Annotated in this window: 21 protein-coding genes and 1 pseudogene; 6 read left to right on the forward strand and 16 right to left on the reverse strand. The window is 41.5% G+C overall.

Going from position 1 to position 17,677, the window contains the following annotated elements; all coding sequences use genetic code 11:
* From ACU6U9_RS02110 to ACU6U9_RS02155, 10 genes are all read right to left on the reverse strand, one after another.
* Positions 1-660, reverse strand: a complete 660-nt coding sequence (locus tag ACU6U9_RS02110) for a hypothetical protein (protein WP_446733431.1) — start codon at positions 658-660, stop codon at positions 1-3.
* A gap of 57 nt (positions 661-717) precedes the next feature.
* Entirely contained in the window at positions 718-1,152 is a 435-nt protein-coding gene (locus tag ACU6U9_RS02115) for a CBS domain-containing protein (RefSeq protein ID WP_446733432.1), read from the reverse strand.
* 21 nt (positions 1,153-1,173) lie between these two features.
* Entirely contained in the window at positions 1,174-1,428 is a 255-nt protein-coding gene (locus tag ACU6U9_RS02120) for a DUF4404 family protein (protein WP_446733433.1), read from the reverse strand.
* A gap of 161 nt (positions 1,429-1,589) precedes the next feature.
* A complete protein-coding gene (locus tag ACU6U9_RS02125) occupies positions 1,590-1,790 on the reverse strand; it encodes a DUF2788 domain-containing protein (protein WP_446733434.1) in 201 nt (66 codons plus the stop codon).
* Positions 1,791-2,113: 323 nt separating this feature from the next.
* A complete protein-coding gene (locus ACU6U9_RS02130) occupies positions 2,114-2,452 on the reverse strand; it encodes a hypothetical protein (RefSeq protein ID WP_446733435.1) in 339 nt (112 codons plus the stop codon).
* A complete protein-coding gene (locus ACU6U9_RS02135; RefSeq protein WP_446733436.1) occupies positions 2,439-3,035 on the reverse strand; it encodes an RNA polymerase sigma factor in 597 nt (198 codons plus the stop codon). The genes ACU6U9_RS02130 and ACU6U9_RS02135 overlap by 14 nt, the downstream gene beginning before the upstream one ends.
* 386 nt (positions 3,036-3,421) lie before the next feature.
* On the reverse strand, positions 3,422-5,845 hold the full coding sequence (locus tag ACU6U9_RS02140) for a hypothetical protein (protein ID WP_446733437.1): 2,424 nt from the start codon (positions 5,843-5,845) through the stop codon (positions 3,422-3,424).
* Positions 5,846-5,915: 70 nt separating this feature from the next.
* The gene (locus ACU6U9_RS02145; RefSeq protein WP_446733438.1) at positions 5,916-7,250 is read right to left on the reverse strand and encodes an alpha-xenorhabdolysin family binary toxin subunit A; all 1,335 of its coding nucleotides are present in this window, start codon (positions 7,248-7,250) and stop codon (positions 5,916-5,918) included.
* A gap of 305 nt (positions 7,251-7,555) precedes the next feature.
* Positions 7,556-9,220, reverse strand: coding sequence for a hypothetical protein (locus ACU6U9_RS02150; protein ID WP_446733439.1), 1,665 nt, complete (start codon positions 9,218-9,220; stop codon positions 7,556-7,558).
* 510 nt (positions 9,221-9,730) lie between these two features.
* Positions 9,731-11,245: an AbgT family transporter gene (locus ACU6U9_RS02155; protein ID WP_446733440.1), complete on the reverse strand. Its 1,515-nt coding sequence runs from the start codon at positions 11,243-11,245 to the stop codon at positions 9,731-9,733.
* A 221-nt stretch (positions 11,246-11,466) separates the two neighbouring features.
* Here ACU6U9_RS02155 and ACU6U9_RS02160 point away from each other — a divergent pair, with 221 nt between their 5' ends.
* Entirely contained in the window at positions 11,467-11,730 is a 264-nt protein-coding gene (locus ACU6U9_RS02160; RefSeq protein ID WP_446733441.1) for a hypothetical protein, read from the forward strand.
* A gap of 82 nt (positions 11,731-11,812) precedes the next feature.
* On the opposite strand, the gene ACU6U9_RS02165 is transcribed toward ACU6U9_RS02160, so the two are convergent.
* Positions 11,813-11,947 (reverse strand): hypothetical protein, encoded by a 135-nt coding sequence (locus ACU6U9_RS02165; RefSeq protein ID WP_446733442.1) that lies wholly within the window; start codon positions 11,945-11,947, stop codon positions 11,813-11,815.
* Positions 11,919-12,527, reverse strand: a complete 609-nt coding sequence (locus ACU6U9_RS02170; RefSeq protein ID WP_446733443.1) for a TetR/AcrR family transcriptional regulator — start codon at positions 12,525-12,527, stop codon at positions 11,919-11,921. The genes ACU6U9_RS02165 and ACU6U9_RS02170 overlap by 29 nt, the downstream gene beginning before the upstream one ends.
* 231 nt (positions 12,528-12,758) lie before the next feature.
* Between ACU6U9_RS02170 and ACU6U9_RS02175 the strand changes: the two genes are divergently transcribed.
* Positions 12,759-13,205 carry a hypothetical protein gene (locus ACU6U9_RS02175; RefSeq protein ID WP_446733444.1) on the forward strand — a complete coding sequence of 149 codons (447 nt, stop codon included), beginning with the start codon at positions 12,759-12,761 and terminating at the stop codon, positions 13,203-13,205.
* A 46-nt stretch (positions 13,206-13,251) separates the two neighbouring features.
* On the forward strand, positions 13,252-14,007 hold the full coding sequence (locus ACU6U9_RS02180; protein WP_446733445.1) for a DUF481 domain-containing protein: 756 nt from the start codon (positions 13,252-13,254) through the stop codon (positions 14,005-14,007).
* A 53-nt stretch (positions 14,008-14,060) separates the two neighbouring features.
* On the opposite strand, the gene ACU6U9_RS02185 is transcribed toward ACU6U9_RS02180, so the two are convergent.
* The 4 genes from ACU6U9_RS02185 to ACU6U9_RS02200 all read right to left on the reverse strand — a co-directional run bounded on the left by ACU6U9_RS02185 (position 14,061) and on the right by ACU6U9_RS02200 (position 15,845).
* Positions 14,061-14,432 (reverse strand): response regulator, encoded by a 372-nt coding sequence (locus ACU6U9_RS02185; protein ID WP_446733446.1) that lies wholly within the window; start codon positions 14,430-14,432, stop codon positions 14,061-14,063.
* A 134-nt stretch (positions 14,433-14,566) separates the two neighbouring features.
* Positions 14,567-15,013 (reverse strand): flavodoxin domain-containing protein, encoded by a 447-nt coding sequence (locus ACU6U9_RS02190; RefSeq protein WP_446733447.1) that lies wholly within the window; start codon positions 15,011-15,013, stop codon positions 14,567-14,569.
* Between the two features lie 90 nt (positions 15,014-15,103).
* Positions 15,104-15,409, reverse strand: a complete 306-nt coding sequence (locus tag ACU6U9_RS02195; RefSeq protein WP_446733448.1) for a hypothetical protein — start codon at positions 15,407-15,409, stop codon at positions 15,104-15,106.
* On the reverse strand, positions 15,378-15,845 hold the full coding sequence (locus ACU6U9_RS02200) for a hypothetical protein (protein WP_446733449.1): 468 nt from the start codon (positions 15,843-15,845) through the stop codon (positions 15,378-15,380). Before ACU6U9_RS02200 ends, ACU6U9_RS02195 begins: the two co-directional genes overlap by 32 nt.
* 150 nt (positions 15,846-15,995) lie before the next feature.
* Between ACU6U9_RS02200 and ACU6U9_RS02205 the strand changes: the two genes are divergently transcribed.
* The 3 genes and pseudogenes from ACU6U9_RS02205 (at position 15,996) to ACU6U9_RS02215 (ending at position 17,640) form a co-directional block, all read left to right on the forward strand.
* Positions 15,996-16,898: a hypothetical protein gene (locus tag ACU6U9_RS02205; RefSeq protein ID WP_446733450.1), complete on the forward strand. Its 903-nt coding sequence runs from the start codon at positions 15,996-15,998 to the stop codon at positions 16,896-16,898.
* Between the two features lie 127 nt (positions 16,899-17,025).
* Positions 17,026-17,250 (forward strand): annotated as a pseudogene (locus tag ACU6U9_RS02210) (DUF1244 domain-containing protein); the annotation flags it as partial.
* Entirely contained in the window at positions 17,248-17,640 is a 393-nt protein-coding gene (locus ACU6U9_RS02215; protein WP_446735047.1) for a HopJ type III effector protein, read from the forward strand. The pseudogene ACU6U9_RS02210 and the gene ACU6U9_RS02215, both read left to right, overlap by 3 nt.
* The last annotated feature ends 37 nt before the right edge of the window (positions 17,641-17,677 follow it).

Genomic DNA, 17,677 nt, shown 5'->3' on the forward strand with positions numbered 1-17,677 from the left:
TTAAGGTTTAACCGTTTCTTGTTTTAATAATAATAATAACGCGCTGCTTTCATCAAAATGCTGGATGCGTTTGATAGCAAAGTCGATTCCCGGTTTTTTCAATTTTTGTTTTGCTAAATATGTCACTAATTCTTTTATGAATAACTCATCAGTCCATTGCTCTCTTGGGCGTGAACGTACGAACTCACCGTAAATTCGATGCCCTAACCCTTGTATAAGTTGTTTATTTAGCTGCTCCATCAAGTAAACATGGATCGACTGATTAATAGATCGCTCTACTTTTTCAACTTGAACAACATCAAAATTAGCCACATGTAATTGTGCTAATAATGCATCACGCCACTGAATTTTTTGTTGGATCGAATCTTCGTTTTCTTGTGAGCTGTTTTGGCTCAATAGCTGCAATGTCATATCCAATTGCACTTGTGTCAATTGACCAATAACGGCAAGCTGTTTATCAATGTTTGTTTGTAGTGTTTGATCTTGATCACGATGAAGGTAATAGATTTTATCTAAGCTTAACAGTGCGTAATCAAACACCGTTAACAGTGCAATCATCGCTGCAAAAATTAATGGGGGAATTTTATTGATGTGCAGCAAAACAGTCAGCAGCGCTAAAATACCCACGCTGAAGAGTAATACAAAAATGGTTATGGCCATGGTGGCACCTTTACTTAATCATCCGTGGCGCCACACTAGCAATGGTATTGGATTTGATCAAGCGACGCTGTCACCTCCTTCAGGGAAAAACTCATCTTTCAATGACTCGCTGTAAGCACGGCATGCATCTAGCGATGTAAACACTCCTGCCAACTTATCGTGGCGCGTCACTAATACACAGTCAGTATGACCATCACTCATATAATCTAAGACTTCTATCAATGAGGTATAAAGGTCAACGGTATAGGCATCATTTGGGCATAAATCAGCAACGGTCAATTCATCGAAGTCGGTATGTGAATGGCCCGGCAGCACGGTTTTTTCCAGCTCACGCTTTGATAATACACTTAGACTGCCATCGGCACGCTTAACCGGAAGATGGCCCACACGGTGCTCTTTCATCATGGTCTTAGCTTGCGTCATACTTGCGCTTTCAGCAATGGAGTATGGAAACGCGCTCATCACATCTTTTATTCTTGGCATGCGCTTCATGGTTGTCCCTCACATCAATTGTTAAATGCCCATTTTTCCAAGCATATCCATAATGTCACGAATCACCACCGACGCATTAGGGTGCTGGCTATCGAACTCCACGGCCTGTTGTTCTAAACGATCATTGAGACTCACATCAGCCGGCTCGCCAGTTAAAACCGTCTTAATATCACGCTCTAACTGTTGTAACAGCTCACGACTCTCATCGTCTAACGAATCAATATGACCAATGGTTTGCTTCAATTGGGTCAGTTTGCTTTTTAATTGATCATGCATGAAGTGACTCCTAGTCAATAAAGGTATCCACATACTGCCACTGTAACAATATAGATCAAGTTAACAAATGAGCACTATCGCTTTATATTATAGGTTATAAAAACACAGACACCTGAGCAAGACGACTCAGGCGTTAAGAGGAGATAAAACAAGTATTGAGGTTAAATGCCCATGGTGATCTTGAGCACGCCCTTGATAATAAAACCAACCATGCCAAGCCCTAGTGCGAAAAAGAGCACCGCCATACCAAATTTACCTGCATTTGAACGTTTGCCTAGGTCGTAAATAATAAACATCATAAAGCCCATAACGGCCGCCAGGCCCAGCATCAAGGCTATTTCTTCAAACTGCTCAAAACCCATAACATTACCCCTATTTTACGTAGGCGCATTATAACCAATATTATGCTTAATTCGATACTGTTAACCAGTACAGGCACTACTTGAAGTGCATCACTAAACAGGCGTAATGCATCATCAATCCAATCAGTATGGTTTATAACGTCGTTAAGCGAGCAGTAGAAATGTTTGTTTCATATTGTAAATACACGGCTCAGGGTGGGTATTAAAGTAGACAAGGTATTCGGGGTCCTATGCTTTATATGCAACATCATTGGCAGCCTACATTTTCTTTAAGCCAAGTCGATAGTGGTTCTGCCACCTTAAATCGTAAAGAAGCAGTAACGTTAGGCGAGATTCATAGAGCGCTTACGCTTTATTGGACACTTAACCGCCATAAGATTAAACCAAATACAGAATATTCGTGTAAGCGAACCCAAGTGGGCTTGAGGTAAATCTGATGAGGATAGGCCAACGATGACTTCTTGTTCAATTCGAGTCCAAGTCTGTGGCCTGGGCTGTAATATCGCGTTAATATCATTAAGCGCAATAAATTGTTGCTCCCAAAACTGTAAATGCCCCAACAAATAAGGATCGTCTTTTAACTTTGATTTAAAAAATTGTCGCTCTTCTTTTGTCAGTGTTCCTAAAACGAACTCAAATGATAAAAGACTATACTTGTTCATGCTTCACCTTAGTCTTATGTTCGATACAATTCTTCAACCGCTCAGCCCCACGTTTAAGCCAAGATTTAATCGTATTAACACTGGAATTAAAATTCTCTGCCAACTCTTGCCGCGAGTATCCTTGCAAATACGCGAGGCTAATACTTTCTTTTACTCGATCACTTAATGTTTCCATGCATTCAAGAAGAAAATTTGAATCTTGTAACTGCATGGCCGCTATATCAGGCCGGTCATTTGACATATGCTTATCGGGATGACGAACCTCAACTTCATCACACGCTTCAATGACATCATCGCGCCTTTTTTCTTTGGCTAATCGGTCCAACGCTCTATAACGAACAATGCTCGTCATCCAAGTAATGGGTTTTGCTTTGTCTGCCTGATAGTCCCCAGCATTTTGCCAAATTTGAATAAACCCTTCTTGAAGCACATCATTACTAATGTCTTCGGACTTAACGATATTAAATGCAACTTTATTAAGGTAAGGCGCAATGGAGTGGTAGAGTTCGTCTAATGCTTTATGGTCATGAATGGCACAACGTGCAATCAAACTGGAATATAATTCATCTTTACTAATGTCCATTAAGCCTACTTTTATCATTAATCATCTAGTCTATCGGGCGAAAAATAAATCCCACTGCATCTGTATTGACTGTCTTTAAATATTTGAGCGTCTGATGATTTATTAATATATACCAAGTGTTCAATAAAAACGTCATTATTTCGATAACGTATTTATTAATTAATATCTTGAAACCATTATTCAAGTTATAAGGTATAGAATCAGAAAGAAATTTAGAGTAGAAACTAAATAATGTTATAACGTTATATCGAAAAATTAGGAGGGACACTGCGTACATCCGTTACTAAGTCTCTTAAAAAATAATGTTAAATAGATAAAACAAGATAGCTCAACCGTGATCATGCCTAAATATAAGCATGATCATGGCTGTGAATGATTTTAAATAATCAAATTTTAGGGATAGCCGTGCCCTTAAATTCAAAGCGGATACTTTCAATCATATCAAGATTAAAATCATCTGCATTTCTCAGGCTAATCGACCAGGTTGTAAACGGAGTCGGTTCAAAGTAAGCAAACTTAAAATCATCCGCGACTGCGCCTTCTATAATAACCCTGTAGTCGTTTGTTTGATTATTAAGGTACTCATAACCAAAGAACCGAAATAACTGCTCAGAGTTAAAGGTATACTCAGTATCTTCAAAACGATCCTGGTATTCACCATTAGATTCAATATCAATAAAGTAACTAATGTCTTCTGGTAATTGAGAACCTTGCAGAACAACACGTAACTGATTAAGGCGAACACGATCAAAATGAATAAAACTAGGGTGTGAAAGGTCTACATTGAAACTCATCTCACCATTATCCTTGAAGTCATTCAATAATACTGGCTCAGTAACCACAATATTTGTCAGGTTAAAGTCTTGTGGACGAGGCTGAAATGATGACAATGCATCGTTATACTGCTCCTGTAGTAATGCTAAATCCAATCGATACTGTTCATACGTTTTATTAAGTGATGGCCGAACTTGGCTTTCTTTTAGTGACCAGTATTCAAAAGCCGCTGTGAATTTTGTAATCGCTACAAACATAGGGCGCTTGAGCGCAGTCAACGAACGGAAGAACAACGTTTCTAGTTCATCAACAGCACCGGCATCTTGTTCAATTTGATCAATGAGTAGATTCATTCGATCTAGATGACGACTATTTACTTCCGCTGCTATCTTAAGATCAATAAGCCTAGACAACTCTTGCATCAAACTGACTTCAGTTGCAGTGATCGATTTACCATATATCACAAGCGTCTCAAGTGTTGCTAAAAACTCAGAAGAGCCTTCAATACCTTCGTCAATGGCTAACTGCAATTCGTTACGAATTTCGTTCAAAAATAGCTCCCATACATCATTAGCCGCATCTAAAGATGGTACGACTAAGTTAAAGGATGCTAATGCATCTGCAATTTCTTGAGCGTCAACCGAGCTGTTTACTTTCGAAGAAAGGTCATCAACATTGTTCGCCATTTCTTGAACTCGTTGCAAAAGGTCTCCAATACTGGCCAGTTTTTCTTTAATGCTACTAAGATCCTGAGAGGTACTCGGGATTGAGGAGGCATATTCAATTACGCCGGCAGGATTGCCTGATGCAGCAGAGCTACCAATCGCAATGGAGCCTTCAACCATGGTTTCTAATATACCAATAACCAATGCAATTTCTTGCTGTAACTTATATTTGGCGATTCCAGCTTCAAATTTAAAACGTGCCGTCGTCACCAATAAATCTTGATCTCTAAATTGAATGCGTAAATCATCAAGGGTATTTCTAAAATGATCTACCTGTTGTTGTGATCGATTCATTGTGGCGGTTTCTGCGGCGACCGCATCTACCAAGTTCACTTGCATGAGATTAGCGGCATCTTTACGAGCAGAGATATCAACACTGCGATCAACGAATCGATCGTATTGAGTGCGATAAGCTTCCATTGCGTTTAGATAGGCAACATACGTGTCTTGATAAAGATTCGCGTCAAGTTCTGGCACATAATTAGGACTTAACGCTGAGAAATCAACAAACTGCTTCAGATTGGCTGTTTGAAGGTAAAGGTTCTCTAAAAATACATTATCGGCCATAAATGTGGGTACACCTCTTAAGGCGGCTTCGTTTCTAGTCAGCATGGCTCGACTAAGAGTCGAGTTCTGATCAAATACCGAAGCGGCAACATCAAATGTTTTTTCAAAAATCTCCGTTAGCCGATCCGACGCAATGTCCATCATACCAGCAATGCTCACTGTCGTTTTAACCAGTGTATTAACATCACTGCTTGCAAATATAAAACGGCCATCAGAGGTGCTTGTGGGTGACACTTTAGTGAATTCAATATTAGAGCCCGAAAGCCTTGCACCCACTAGCAAATTAGTCTCAATTTCGTCTGCATAAACAGCCACACCACCGCTTGCCCCTGTACTGGTATCCACCAAGAAAGTGCCCGAACCCTCGCCTATTATTTTACGAGCATAAATATAAACCGTTTGGTTTTTCATACTCATAAAAAAATTATTTTTCACTTCTAATGTATCGGCCACAACCACTATTATCGCAGGTGCTGTGGAACGGGATTTTACATTTGATATAACATCAGAAAGGTTTACATATAAATCTGAAACCTGATATTTCATTAATTCAATCGATTGATTTGATTGAAAAGTAGCAACGGGCAATAGAGGTGGTATGTCCACCTCATTTAATTCAGCCCAACTGTTCGCTTGCGAATGTAAGCTAAACATTCCAAAAAATGCAAACAATACTACTTGTAATAATGTATGCGGTTTTTGGCTAATAAACATTTTAAAGCCAGCTATTACGGGATTATGCATAATATAAAAAACTCCTTTTTAACAAAAACGGCCAGACCATAATGATCTGACCGAAATACCGCTTAATAAATTAGTCTACGCTGTTCACATAGGCGTTTTGTGCAAATGCTCTGGCCTGATCAGAAATCGTTTTCCAATTGGTATCTGCTGCATCTGCTAAACCGCTTGTGCTAAAACCGGCTATTGCTGTATCTAAGTTATCGATCCCGTTACTGCCCTCCGCTAGGGTAATGACTGTATTTAATGCGTCAAACGTGCTGCTAACACTCTGCCAATGTAATTTAAGTGTATCGATATAAGGAATAGCCGCTTCAATTTTTTCGTCAATTTCACTGACACTAATCGATGCCGCCCCGTAAGATGCATACAGCGCAACGGCATGAGCCAGATCCCCTGTTAATTCTGACTTCTCATTTTCTAAGCTATTCACTTCGCTTTTTAGGTTTTCAATTTGAGCCCCTAGAATACCGCCACCAATTAACAACGATATGCCACCACCAATAGCAGTCAGGCCAACATCACGTTTTTTAGTAGCGATGGTGTCATTAATTGAACGAATTTCTGCATTGATTTGATCGATGCGATCACGGATTGTTTGTGTATTATCCTGGTTAAGTAAGTCACTAAATGTGGTTGAATATGTATCAAGAGAAAGCGATTGCTCTTTAAGGCTCGTTGCAAACGTCAGTAAGCTTTGTTTTGCGTTTTCTACTTCATTCAATTTTCCAGTAGAAAGTATATTCAATATATTTAAATATGACTTAACCGCAGGGAATTGACTTCTTACCGCTTGGATTGCATCAATATAGGCTTGTGACTCTTTGCCTTGAGTAAATTCAATAATCGTAGCGTCTGCTAGACCATTTGATATGACCGCCATCTTATCTAATAATGGCTTAAGAAAAATCAAGTGTATGTCTTTGTAGTTAGCAAGATTTAATGCGAGATCTACAATCGACGGGTAAATATTAGTATTCCAATCTTCGCCGGTAGCATGAATAGCAATATACTCTTCTAACAAACCTTGATAATGCGCATCAAATGTAACGCTGTCACCAAATCGTAATGAGCTTTCTAATGCAGCTTGTGTTGTCGGTAATGCCAGTGCGCTATCAGTATAAGCTTGTATAACAAACCATTCTTTTTGGCTTAATACAAAGTCGCTAGATTCAACATCAATAAAAAGGGTATCGCCGGTTTCACTCGATTCGCCTAACACCGCATTGATGTCGATTGCTTCAACGTCGTTTTGGGTCGAGGATTGCAAAGACGCATTATTAATAACCTGTGTTTCAGAAAACGCAGGACTAACCTGAACGACACACCCCATCATAATGGCACTTGCGACCGCATTCCTTAACAGAACAGAGGGAGATTTAATAAATTTTTTCTGATTTCTCAACATGATTATTTCCATTAATTAGAATTGATTTTTCATACCAAAATATATAAATAAATTTATTAGAGATACACCTATACAATATGCATACACCTAACAGAACACTCGTACCCAATTATTTTTTAAATAAGATTAAAAGTGCTCATTGATATATACGAGCCATCAATATAAAAGTTGCATGTAAATTGTTGTTTTTAAATTTATATTAAAAATAAAGTTTTATATGGTTTTAAGATTAGGAAGGGCACGACTAATATTGATATATCAGTCGTGTTTTTAAATCTACTTACTTAGTAATAAGACAAGATGTCTCAAAAGGCATAATCAACATAACTTTGATTTTTCTCACGTACCTGCAATAGCGTTCTATTTATTTCTTTGATTAATATTTCGGCGATACCATACCCAATAATTGGTGTATCGTTTTTCAATCCTTGCTCACCTCTAACATGAACAAGTAAATCAACCACTTTTTTCAGCTCCAAGTCTAGATTTTGCCATTGCAGCTTCAATTGTTCAAAATAAGGCGCTGTATCTAGCATTGTCTGTTGAATTTTACTGATGCTATTTTTTGCATTGCGGTACGCAGCGTAAAGTAACGTCGCATGATGTAATTGGCTTTGATAGCGGTTTCTTTGGTTAATCAAACTCTGCCGATCACTCTTAAGCCCATTGATTTGAGGCACTAATATCGCAGAGGCAATTGCAACAGAGATCGCCCCTCCTATTGCGCTTAATGCCAGTTGGCGTTCTTTATCGCTAATCTGATGACTCTTACTGTTTATCTGACTGTTTTTTGCATCAATGTTACTCTGTAGCTGAGCTGTATTGTCTTTTGCTATCAGCTGATCAAAGTTAATCCCAGAACGGCCTATTTGGTTTTTATGATTTTTCATAACCGTAGAGAAAACAAGGGTATCTGTTTTAGTGGCCTGTGTTGTTGCACTCAAAGATTGAACGGCCATCTCAAATGTTTTAACAATTTCAATTAAAGTCGAAATGCTTATGGAAATATTATCTTCGCTAATTAATTTCTGTGCAGGGTCAAAAATGACCAAATCATCTTGTATCAGTTGATTTAACGCCTTCATTTTTATATCTATGGGCATAATATAATCTGAATGTAATTCAGGGCTTTCAGATAATCGATTTGATGCGACAGATATATTTGGATAAATAGAATTCTGCCAATATAAAGCTGAGTTGCGAATGGCAATGTACTTTTCTTTTAATGACACGAAGTGGCTTGAAAAACCAACATTCGCATTAATAGGCAGTGTTGCTCGCATTGCAGATTCACTAACGGGAAGAGACTTAGCTTCTGATAAAAAATATTCTATATCTAACCACTCTCTGTTTTCTAACATAAACGCACTACGATCAGCACGTAAAAAATAAGCACCACCACCGACTTTAACGGGTAATGACCAAATGGGTAACGCTTCTAAACCTGTGTCAACATCAATATGAACCGCATAATGATCAATTGCCTCGTTTGGCCCTGGTCCGCCCGGTGCCCCAAAATCAAATCGATAATTCCCTGATTGCAGTTTTTTACCTTGATATAACGTTTTAGCCTGCGTTACCTGCTCAACACCATTAGGGAATACCGGAAACTCCGGCCCAAACCCAAATGTAACCAATGTTGATGAAGGCCCTTTAAAGCCAATAATGCTAACTGTAAAGGGTGCATCTGTTTCAAAGTAAATACTGTCACGGTAATCATCTGTCGCGAGCGTGCCCTGAACAATATATTGAGTCCCTTTTTTTAAAACACCTAGATTTCCATTTTGCGTATTGTGATTAGCGACGTTTCCAAGATCACCATAATTGGATTCATTATAAAAACGAACGGTACTATCGTCTTCATTACCAAACGCTACGCCACCTAAGCATCCGATGCTTAAAAGGCCTAATCGAATAAACCTGATAATCACACTCGGTTTATTGTTTGCATTCCTAACATTACAACTCACAATTATTTTCCTTATCTTTTAACGTCTATCGACGAGCGAGATGACAATAAACATCCAATTACAGCATGGCCGTCTTCGATATTCATAAGATGTATATACGGTGAGCGCGATAGAAAGTTGCATAGGTTGGCACTTACCGTCTATCACAGACGATTCAATCATTGCCTTGATAGAGAGAAGCCGATCAATGTGCTGATGTGAAATTTTTATAATGGTGAGGTATCTCAATGAACGGAGTCATCGCCTTGACTCAGTCAGGACTGTTACCGTGATCCTGTGTATGGTGAACACAACGATAAAAATAACGCACAATGTTACTGATATCTAAATGGGTAGACGTTGGAGTTGTTTAAGCTGAAATGCTAGACGAATGCATAAAACATGTAATGGGCTTGGCATGTGAAATATCAATAAAATTTAGCCTGCGCTAAGTCAATCAACATTACCAAAAAACGAACGGCTCATCGCCCCCTTGTTATTCAGGGGCGCTTAACCAAGGTTTAATTCTGTTTAATTTGAAACGACTGGACCAAGCGGCCAATCGAAACCAACCCACAGGGCGAGTAATCCGCCCCACGCTCCAAGTAAAACCAGCGCGTAAGGCAACATAATCGTCATCAAGCGCCCAACCGAAAAATTGGCTTCATATTTTAAGGCATAGGCTAATACAAGAGGAAAGTACGGCATTAAAGGGGTAATAATATTCGTACTGCTGTCGGCAACACGATAAGCCGCTTGAACCGCTTCAGGCTCAATGCCCAACAAAAAGAATGCCGGAATAATAATGGGGGCTAATAGCGCCCATTTTGCGGAGGCGCTGCCAATAAATAAATTAAGTACTGCGGTAAATAGCATCAACACAATCATTGCAAACGGGCCACTAATTGAAAAACCCTGCAGTACTTCTGCTAATTCAACCGCCAGCACTAAACCAAGTGCACTCCACTTAAACCAAGCGACAAACTGCGACACCACAAACATCAAAGCCAAGTATGGGGCGATATCCACAATACCTTGCTCTAAAGCTTTTACCCATTTAGCCCAATCATTAAAGCGACCCTGTTCGATGCCGTAAGCCGTTGCCAGCAGCGCCACACTTAACGCAATCATGGCAACCAGTGATGCCATAAAAGGGCCTTTTAATAAACTGCCCTGTTCATTACGCATTATGGCATTTTCTGGCATCGTCAAAATAATCCACAACAAAGTGATGAACACGAATGCCACATAAAACCACAAACCAAAATGCGCCCGTTCGTCATTTCCTGCTGGTTGCTCGCTATCGCCCGCAAGCGTTGATACTGGCTGCAAGACCTGATTAGACGGTGGCGATGTCGCTAATAAATAAGGCTCAACCCAAAATCGATTCACCGTCACACAACTGATGACCACCACCAAAACACTGACGACTAAAAAATAATAATTAGCAAGAATGCTCACATCACGATCGGCTACCAAAGACAACGCCTCAGAGCTAATACCAGACAGCATCGCATCGACAGGGCCCACCAGCAAATTAGCGCTAAAACCACCAGACACACAGGCAAACCCTAAAGCAAGCCCTGCAATGGGGTGTCGCCCAGCCGCCCAAAACACCGCTGCGCATAATGGCAACAACACCACGTAACCCGAATCAACAGCGATACTCGACATCACACCAAGAAAGGCAACGGCAACGGCCAGTAACCCGACAGGAGTACGGCTGGTTAGCTGAGTAATTAAAGCCGGCAACAAACCACTTTTCTCGGCTAATGAAAACGCTAAGGCCATCAAAATCACAGGGCCAACAGGTGCAAACCCCATGAAGTTCGTTACTAAAGAACTCAGCATATAGATCAAACCATCAGCCGAGGCCAAACTGTGTACCGTTAACAATTCACCGGTTGCAGGATGCTGTGCTTGCCAGCCAGCGCCATGACCAATGGCACTCATTACCACCACAATGACACATAAATAAATGAACAGAGCCATAGGATGAGGCAAGCGATTAGCGATGCCCTCTATTCGGTGTAAGAGCTTATTCATAGGCGCAAAGAGTCCTTTTTAGCGGGTTTTAGTGTATTTACTTTAATTCTGGCGCATTACACCTAATCAAATAAAAGTCTTAGTATTCAACGGCCTAGCTAGCGCTGCAATATGCACAACACTCTATTTCAGGCGATTCGAAGTGAATCGATACTTTTGTACTAGAATATTCGGCTTTACACACTAGAATGGCGCCCGTATCTTATTTGCAAGGAGGACATATGCCCTTATATCAAGCCGCACCGGCTCAGTCCGAGAGTAACAACACTGCCGCCATCGCCACTATTTTACCGGCGAATACACCGATGCCCCTGTGTTGCGACGCATGCGACTACGCACAAACCTATTCCATGACGCACTTACGTCAACTGCCAACCATCGTCTGTGAAGACTGTGGCGACACTCGCCAATTTAGCGCATTTGAACTCAACATCTTAGAAAGTACCCTCAACAACATGGGATACTACCTACAAAAGCGCGCATAAGTTAATGGCATGACTCTAATAAAAATAATCGATACAAAAAAGGAGACGCTAGGTCTCCTTTTTAATGCTCTTTTTATACAACCTAATCTTCTTTAGGCACTTCAATTTTTAATATTAATGATACTTGTCGCTCTAATAGGTCACGCTGTTCTTGCTGGTTAATTTCTTCAACGGGTACCAGTAGCGCTTCATACTCTACTCGACGTAATGTGCTCACTAAAATTTGAGCATCTTCTTTTTGGGTGAGAGCTGTGCACTAAGTTTAAAAACTCTATCAGTTTTTGTTCCATCGCTTTGGCATGTTGATCCGCCAGCCCACGCAAATTTTCATTCAGTAATGCTTCATAGCGGAACGCTTGATCAGCGACCGCCATTTCTCGATTGTGAGTGGTCTTTTCTAGTACATAAGCCAATAGCTGATCAACAATTACTTCGACCAATTTTGGCCCTGTGGTTAATTCAGCTAATTTTTTGCCGTCTGCATTTTCTAGTGGCTCATACATTTTACGCGCAAACACATTGACGATGGATTGTGCTTTCTCAGCATAAAGCATGAAAGTATCGCTAATTAATTCTTGGATATCTTTAAAATAATATGTCGTTGCGGCCAATGGTACGTCTGCTTCTTTGGCCACACTGCGATGGCGGATTGCACGTACACCATCACTGACAACAATTCTTAATGAGGCTTCTAAAATGGCTCTTCGACGTTGTTCGCTGCCCGCTCGTGAGGTTTTACGCCCTCGGTATTGAATCGTTCCCGGCTCGGTCACTCGGGCCTTCTGAAGTGCTGTCATGGATGACGTCCTAACTAATGTAGCGCTATATTATTATTATTGTTATAGCTATTTATTTTTATAAGTGGCCTAAGATTACTGATTCCATCGGCAAAAGCAATCGCCAAAGTAGGCAAGCCCTTGCCCTTTTTAGAGTACTTGCTCCAGTTTTTTCGACATTTATCAATCACTTATGGGGTTGGCTCAAATCTTGATTGCTTAATATCGACGTGTTTTTTTGAGTATTCACAAATGATGGACATCTTAGGGTTACCTAAGCGTATGATGCAGCAATTTGAGCAAATGACGCAGGTCGAAAGCGCTCAAACCATCACACCTAAAAAAGAGCAAGTTTCATCCGATATGGCGCTGTCTTCAATGGGCGAACGTATCAACTATCTTGCCCGAGAATTTGATGTCAAAGCACTCGACATGAAAGACATCATGCCATTACAAACAGCGCTCACTGAACACGGCATTATCCAAAGTCACCAAGTTCGCGCACAAGGTTTACTCACACAACTGGCTTATCAACATCAACAAGCTGGACCAATGGATTTAGAACAGTCGTTAGAAACACACCTCGATCAGTTAAAAGGAAAGCCCGCCGTGTTAGCCGACTACCAAGAAGGCAAACATGTTTTAAACGTGGTGCGAAACCTCGCCAGTGCGCGCGAACAACAAACCCATGCGGCTTAAAGGCGGTTTATGATAAAGTGCACAATTTAATCATTCGAACTAAATCATGACTCGTTTATTCATTTGCTTGCTTATCGTCTTCTCACAATCCGTATCCGCCATTACCAACATTGAAAGCCAGCGTTTAAAAAACAATACGCCAGGCACATCAGGCAATATCAGTTTCACACTTGACGGGGAAATCGGTGATAGCGATGAATTTACCCTTGGCTCAGCCATCACTTTTATTCGGTCTTACGCCCGAGATGAATGGATTGTTTTGCTTGACCGTGAATACTCAGAAGTCGATGACGAAGTAAATACAGATGAAAGTCTGCTGCATATTCGTCACTTAACCAAACATGATGAGCACTGGGGCCATGAAGTGTTTACGCAATACGAAGAGGATTTATTTTCAGACTTAGCGAAACGCATTATCTTCGGGGCAGGTGTTCGCTACACATTAAACGCCAATACCGAACTCAAAACGGCTAACCATTTTGGTCTTGGGGCGTTTTACGAAGACGAGGAATACGCATCAAACATAGTGGAAGATGACGAGCAGAATGTCCGCTTGAACCTGTACTGGTCTTACCGAAACAAGCTCGCCGATAACATGACCTATACCAGTACTCTATATTTTCAACCGGATGTAGAAGACTTTGCTGATGATAAAGGGCTTTGGCAAAACGCTGTGACGATTTCGGTAACATCGACCATCAGTCTAAGCGTTATTTGGAATGCCACTTACGACACAAAAACCCCTGATGGCGACGAAGATACTGAGTTAAATTATAAAAGTATCATCATTTATAACTTTTAAGAAAAGCGCCTAACGCAAGCACGTTAGGCAATAAAAGCGTTAAGCGTTAAGCGTTAAGCGTTGACCTTAAGTAAGCGCTCAACGGTTTCTTTCAACTGGGCTTCATCAGCAGGTTTAATCAAATAATCACTGGCACCTTGACGCTTGCCCCACATGATATCGGTTTCTTGATCTTTAGATGTGACAATGACAACCGGAATATGTTTGGTCGCGGCGTCTTTGCTGATCTTACGTGTCGCCTGAAATCCATTCATGTTAGGCATAACAACGTCCATGAGTATGAGATCAGGTTGTAGCTCGATGGCCTTCTCTACACCTTGCGCGCCATCTTCTGCACTGTGCACAGTATGGCCTAGCTTCTCAAGGATGCGTTTGTGTCCTTCCATCATGGTAGCGGAATCATCCACAATTAAAATCGTCGCCATGTAGCCTCTGTTTATTGTCGTCAGTTGTAGTGAGGTCCTGAGCCTGAGCTCCTATATAGCAATACAGTTTAGCCCTCACCTGCCTGTGCAGTCTACTTACTTTGTCATCACTCCAATGTTAAGACCGTCTCAGTTTAAGTCATTAACTCAAGCGTTGCTTGTGCCCATTGCTGTGCAATGGCTTCTGGCCGGTAATGTTCAAGCACGTCAATATTAAATCGTGGACGCAGCGCTTGGCCTTGGCATTCAACCATAATCGCTTCCATGGTCGCGCCAGCCTGACAAAAGGTGTCATAGCTGCTATCGCCCAAAGCAACAACCGCAAAGCGCTTAGCTGGGATCAATGGCAACAAATTTTGTAGCTGGGTATACAAAGGCAAAATAGAAGCAGGTAAATCCCCTTTTCCTGTGCTTGATGTAACAATCACTAATATATCGGTCTGCTCATCTGTCACATGCTCGATCGTCGGATTCAAATAGAGCTGAACATGATGCTGGGATTCAAACACCTGAGCAATGACATTTGCCGCTGTCAGCGCCTTACCGGTCACGGTGCCTACTAGCACATTAATATTGGCCATACTGCCTTCTGAACATACAAATAAAAAACGGAGAGTATCAGTAACCCGCCACAAATCGAAATACACGGCTAAAAATGCGAGCATTAAACGTTAAGTGCAATACAACTTATCCACATACACCCAAAATGCTAAACCTAAACTCAAAATAGCCACCAGCGAAACGAGCATAATAAGCCCATACTTAGACCAAAATGACGGCTTGGGTTCTGCCGCTTGCAACAGATCTCGCTGGGCCTCTAATAACAGCTGAGTATCCTTACCGGCATGCTCCATCAAATGCCAAGCAGCTTCTCGCCATAAAGAATGGGCTTTACCTTGGCGCAATATTAAAATGGCTTCTTGAATACGAAATCGAGGCTTGTGCTTAAGGGGGGGTTGTTGAGGAGGCGCGCTCATTGATTAATCGTCCTTGCAAGGTTTGCAGCATACGCTGCAGGTCAAACCGCCAAACCTGCTTTGCTTGCATCATATCAATGGCATCTAACAAGCTACGTTCAAGTAATAGGTTGATGGTGATATCAGTACTTGCTGGTTGTAAATGATTGTTCTGCATCTTTACGGCTTGTGCAATTAATTGACGAGCCAGCTGCAAAAATGATTCTTGATGATTCACATTACCACTAGGAAGCCATCCATCTGGCAAATTAAACTCTTCTTGCACCAGCACTTCAAGCTGCTGATACCACCACTGTAGCGCTATTTTTTCAGATTGCTGATCAATGGATGCCTCTGCTGCTGCAAATGCGGCATCGATAGACTGTGCCATTTCATACTGTGTTTTACCTTCAATATGCAGGTACTTTGGTTGGCTATCATCTTGGGGGTTTGCCATTTTTTTCCCCTATACTGTTAATTCACCTACTTAGTTTTAAGCAGAGATCGTTAAAGTTGTCGAGTTTTGGGTCGATATAAACTCGAAGGACGCGGCACAATTGAAGCTTCAGTTCGCTTTTTCAGGCATAAGGAATGATGTAAACAGCCTATGAGTGATGCTAACTTACCCAGCCCTAGTGGCAGCCCCAAAAAACCAAAAGCCGGTCCGGTTGATATTGAAACCTGGGCGAATGTTTTGTTGCAGAAACTATTCCCTGTTTGGTACTGCGTACGCTACGTCTCCGAAATGCCCATGGAGATGATTGGTGACATTAATCCTAAAAGCTTTCTAAGCCATCGCTGGCTCTCTGTGTCTGCGGTGAATACTGCCGCCGCTAAATCACTTGATGAAGCCGGTGAACAATGGAAAGACTGCGCTCAACTATTAAGAAAAATTTATAAAACAAAACGTTATAAGCGTTACCTTTCCATGCGCAATGTCACTGCCGTTGAATCAAGTGTGGTCGACAATGATTACCAAAACATCGTTGAATACGCTGAAGGCGAATGCAAAGACATCCCTAAGCACCATGCCGAACACTTTGATCAACTCAGCCATGATGTCTTTGGCGACAAAAGTAAACACTATCCTTTTGGCTACCGTGAGTGGGATGGTCGTTACTACTTTTGTAACGAAGACGAACCTAAAAATTTCGCCTCAATGCTTATGCATTGCCGTGATAAAGGCCGTGATTTGACCGTCAAAGCGGATATTGAAATACAACATGTGGACATGCGCACCGTCGAAATCATGCGCAGCCGCTATTGGATTTTATTAATGAAGCGAGAGTCAGCCTACCAAATCGCTTACTTGGTCCGCGCCTCTAAAATCCCTTGTCAATTGGCTGAATTTGAATGGCGGCGTAGTGACTTGGTTTTCTTAGTCCTGAAAAAAACCGACTATCGCACCGCGCAAATTGTCGAAGCGCTGTTTCACCGCCATTTCCCTCGCGGTGTCATTGAATGGGGGCGATACCTTTGTACCCATACTGTTCCCTTCCGAAACCGTTAAACAGCTCTCGTTAACGGGCAATATTCTTACTCGGTATTTGCCCTTATGGTTAAGCCCAGTACAATAGCCCCACATTTTATCTAAGTAAGTATTTGTCATGGATAACAACGCCATCGAAGCGGCGGTAATGCGTCGCTTTCTAAAACACCTTGATACCCGTAAAGATGTTCAAAATATCCAATTAATGACCCTTGCGGGCTTTTGCCGTAATTGCCTAGGCAAGTGGTATAAAAGCGCGGCAGAAGAAGCCGGTGCTTCTATTACCGATGGCGCTGAGCGCGAATGGGCCTACGGCATGCCACACGCACAGTGGAAAACAGACTATCAGCTTGATAGCAGCGAACATGAAATGGCGCTCTTTAATCAACAACAAGCGCTGCAAAAAGACATGACGGCCTTTCGTGCGCGTTTAAACAGCGGTGAAAACCTGTTTAGCGAAACACTCGCGTTAGTCGAAAAGTGGTACAACCTAAACCCAACAGCATTTACCAATGGTTTAGATGAGCACGCCGCTAAAAACGAACAAGGTAAAAACGAAGGCAGCTTAAAAGTATTCGCCCTAAGTCGTTTAAACGGCTTTACACCTGAGCAAGCCCTGCAAAGCTTTGGTGAACATTACCGTGATGTACAGGCCACACCAGATGGCAGCGACCATCAAAATATTCGCCAATTCATGCGTCACGGCTGGGCTGGTATTCAATTTGAACAAGCGCCTCTTAGCCTAAAAGCCGTTGAGGCATAAGCCACAAAGCAGTAGAGTAACAGGCCAGTGAGTTCAC

The sequence above is a fragment of the Pseudomonas sp. HK3 genome (assembly GCF_052920985.1).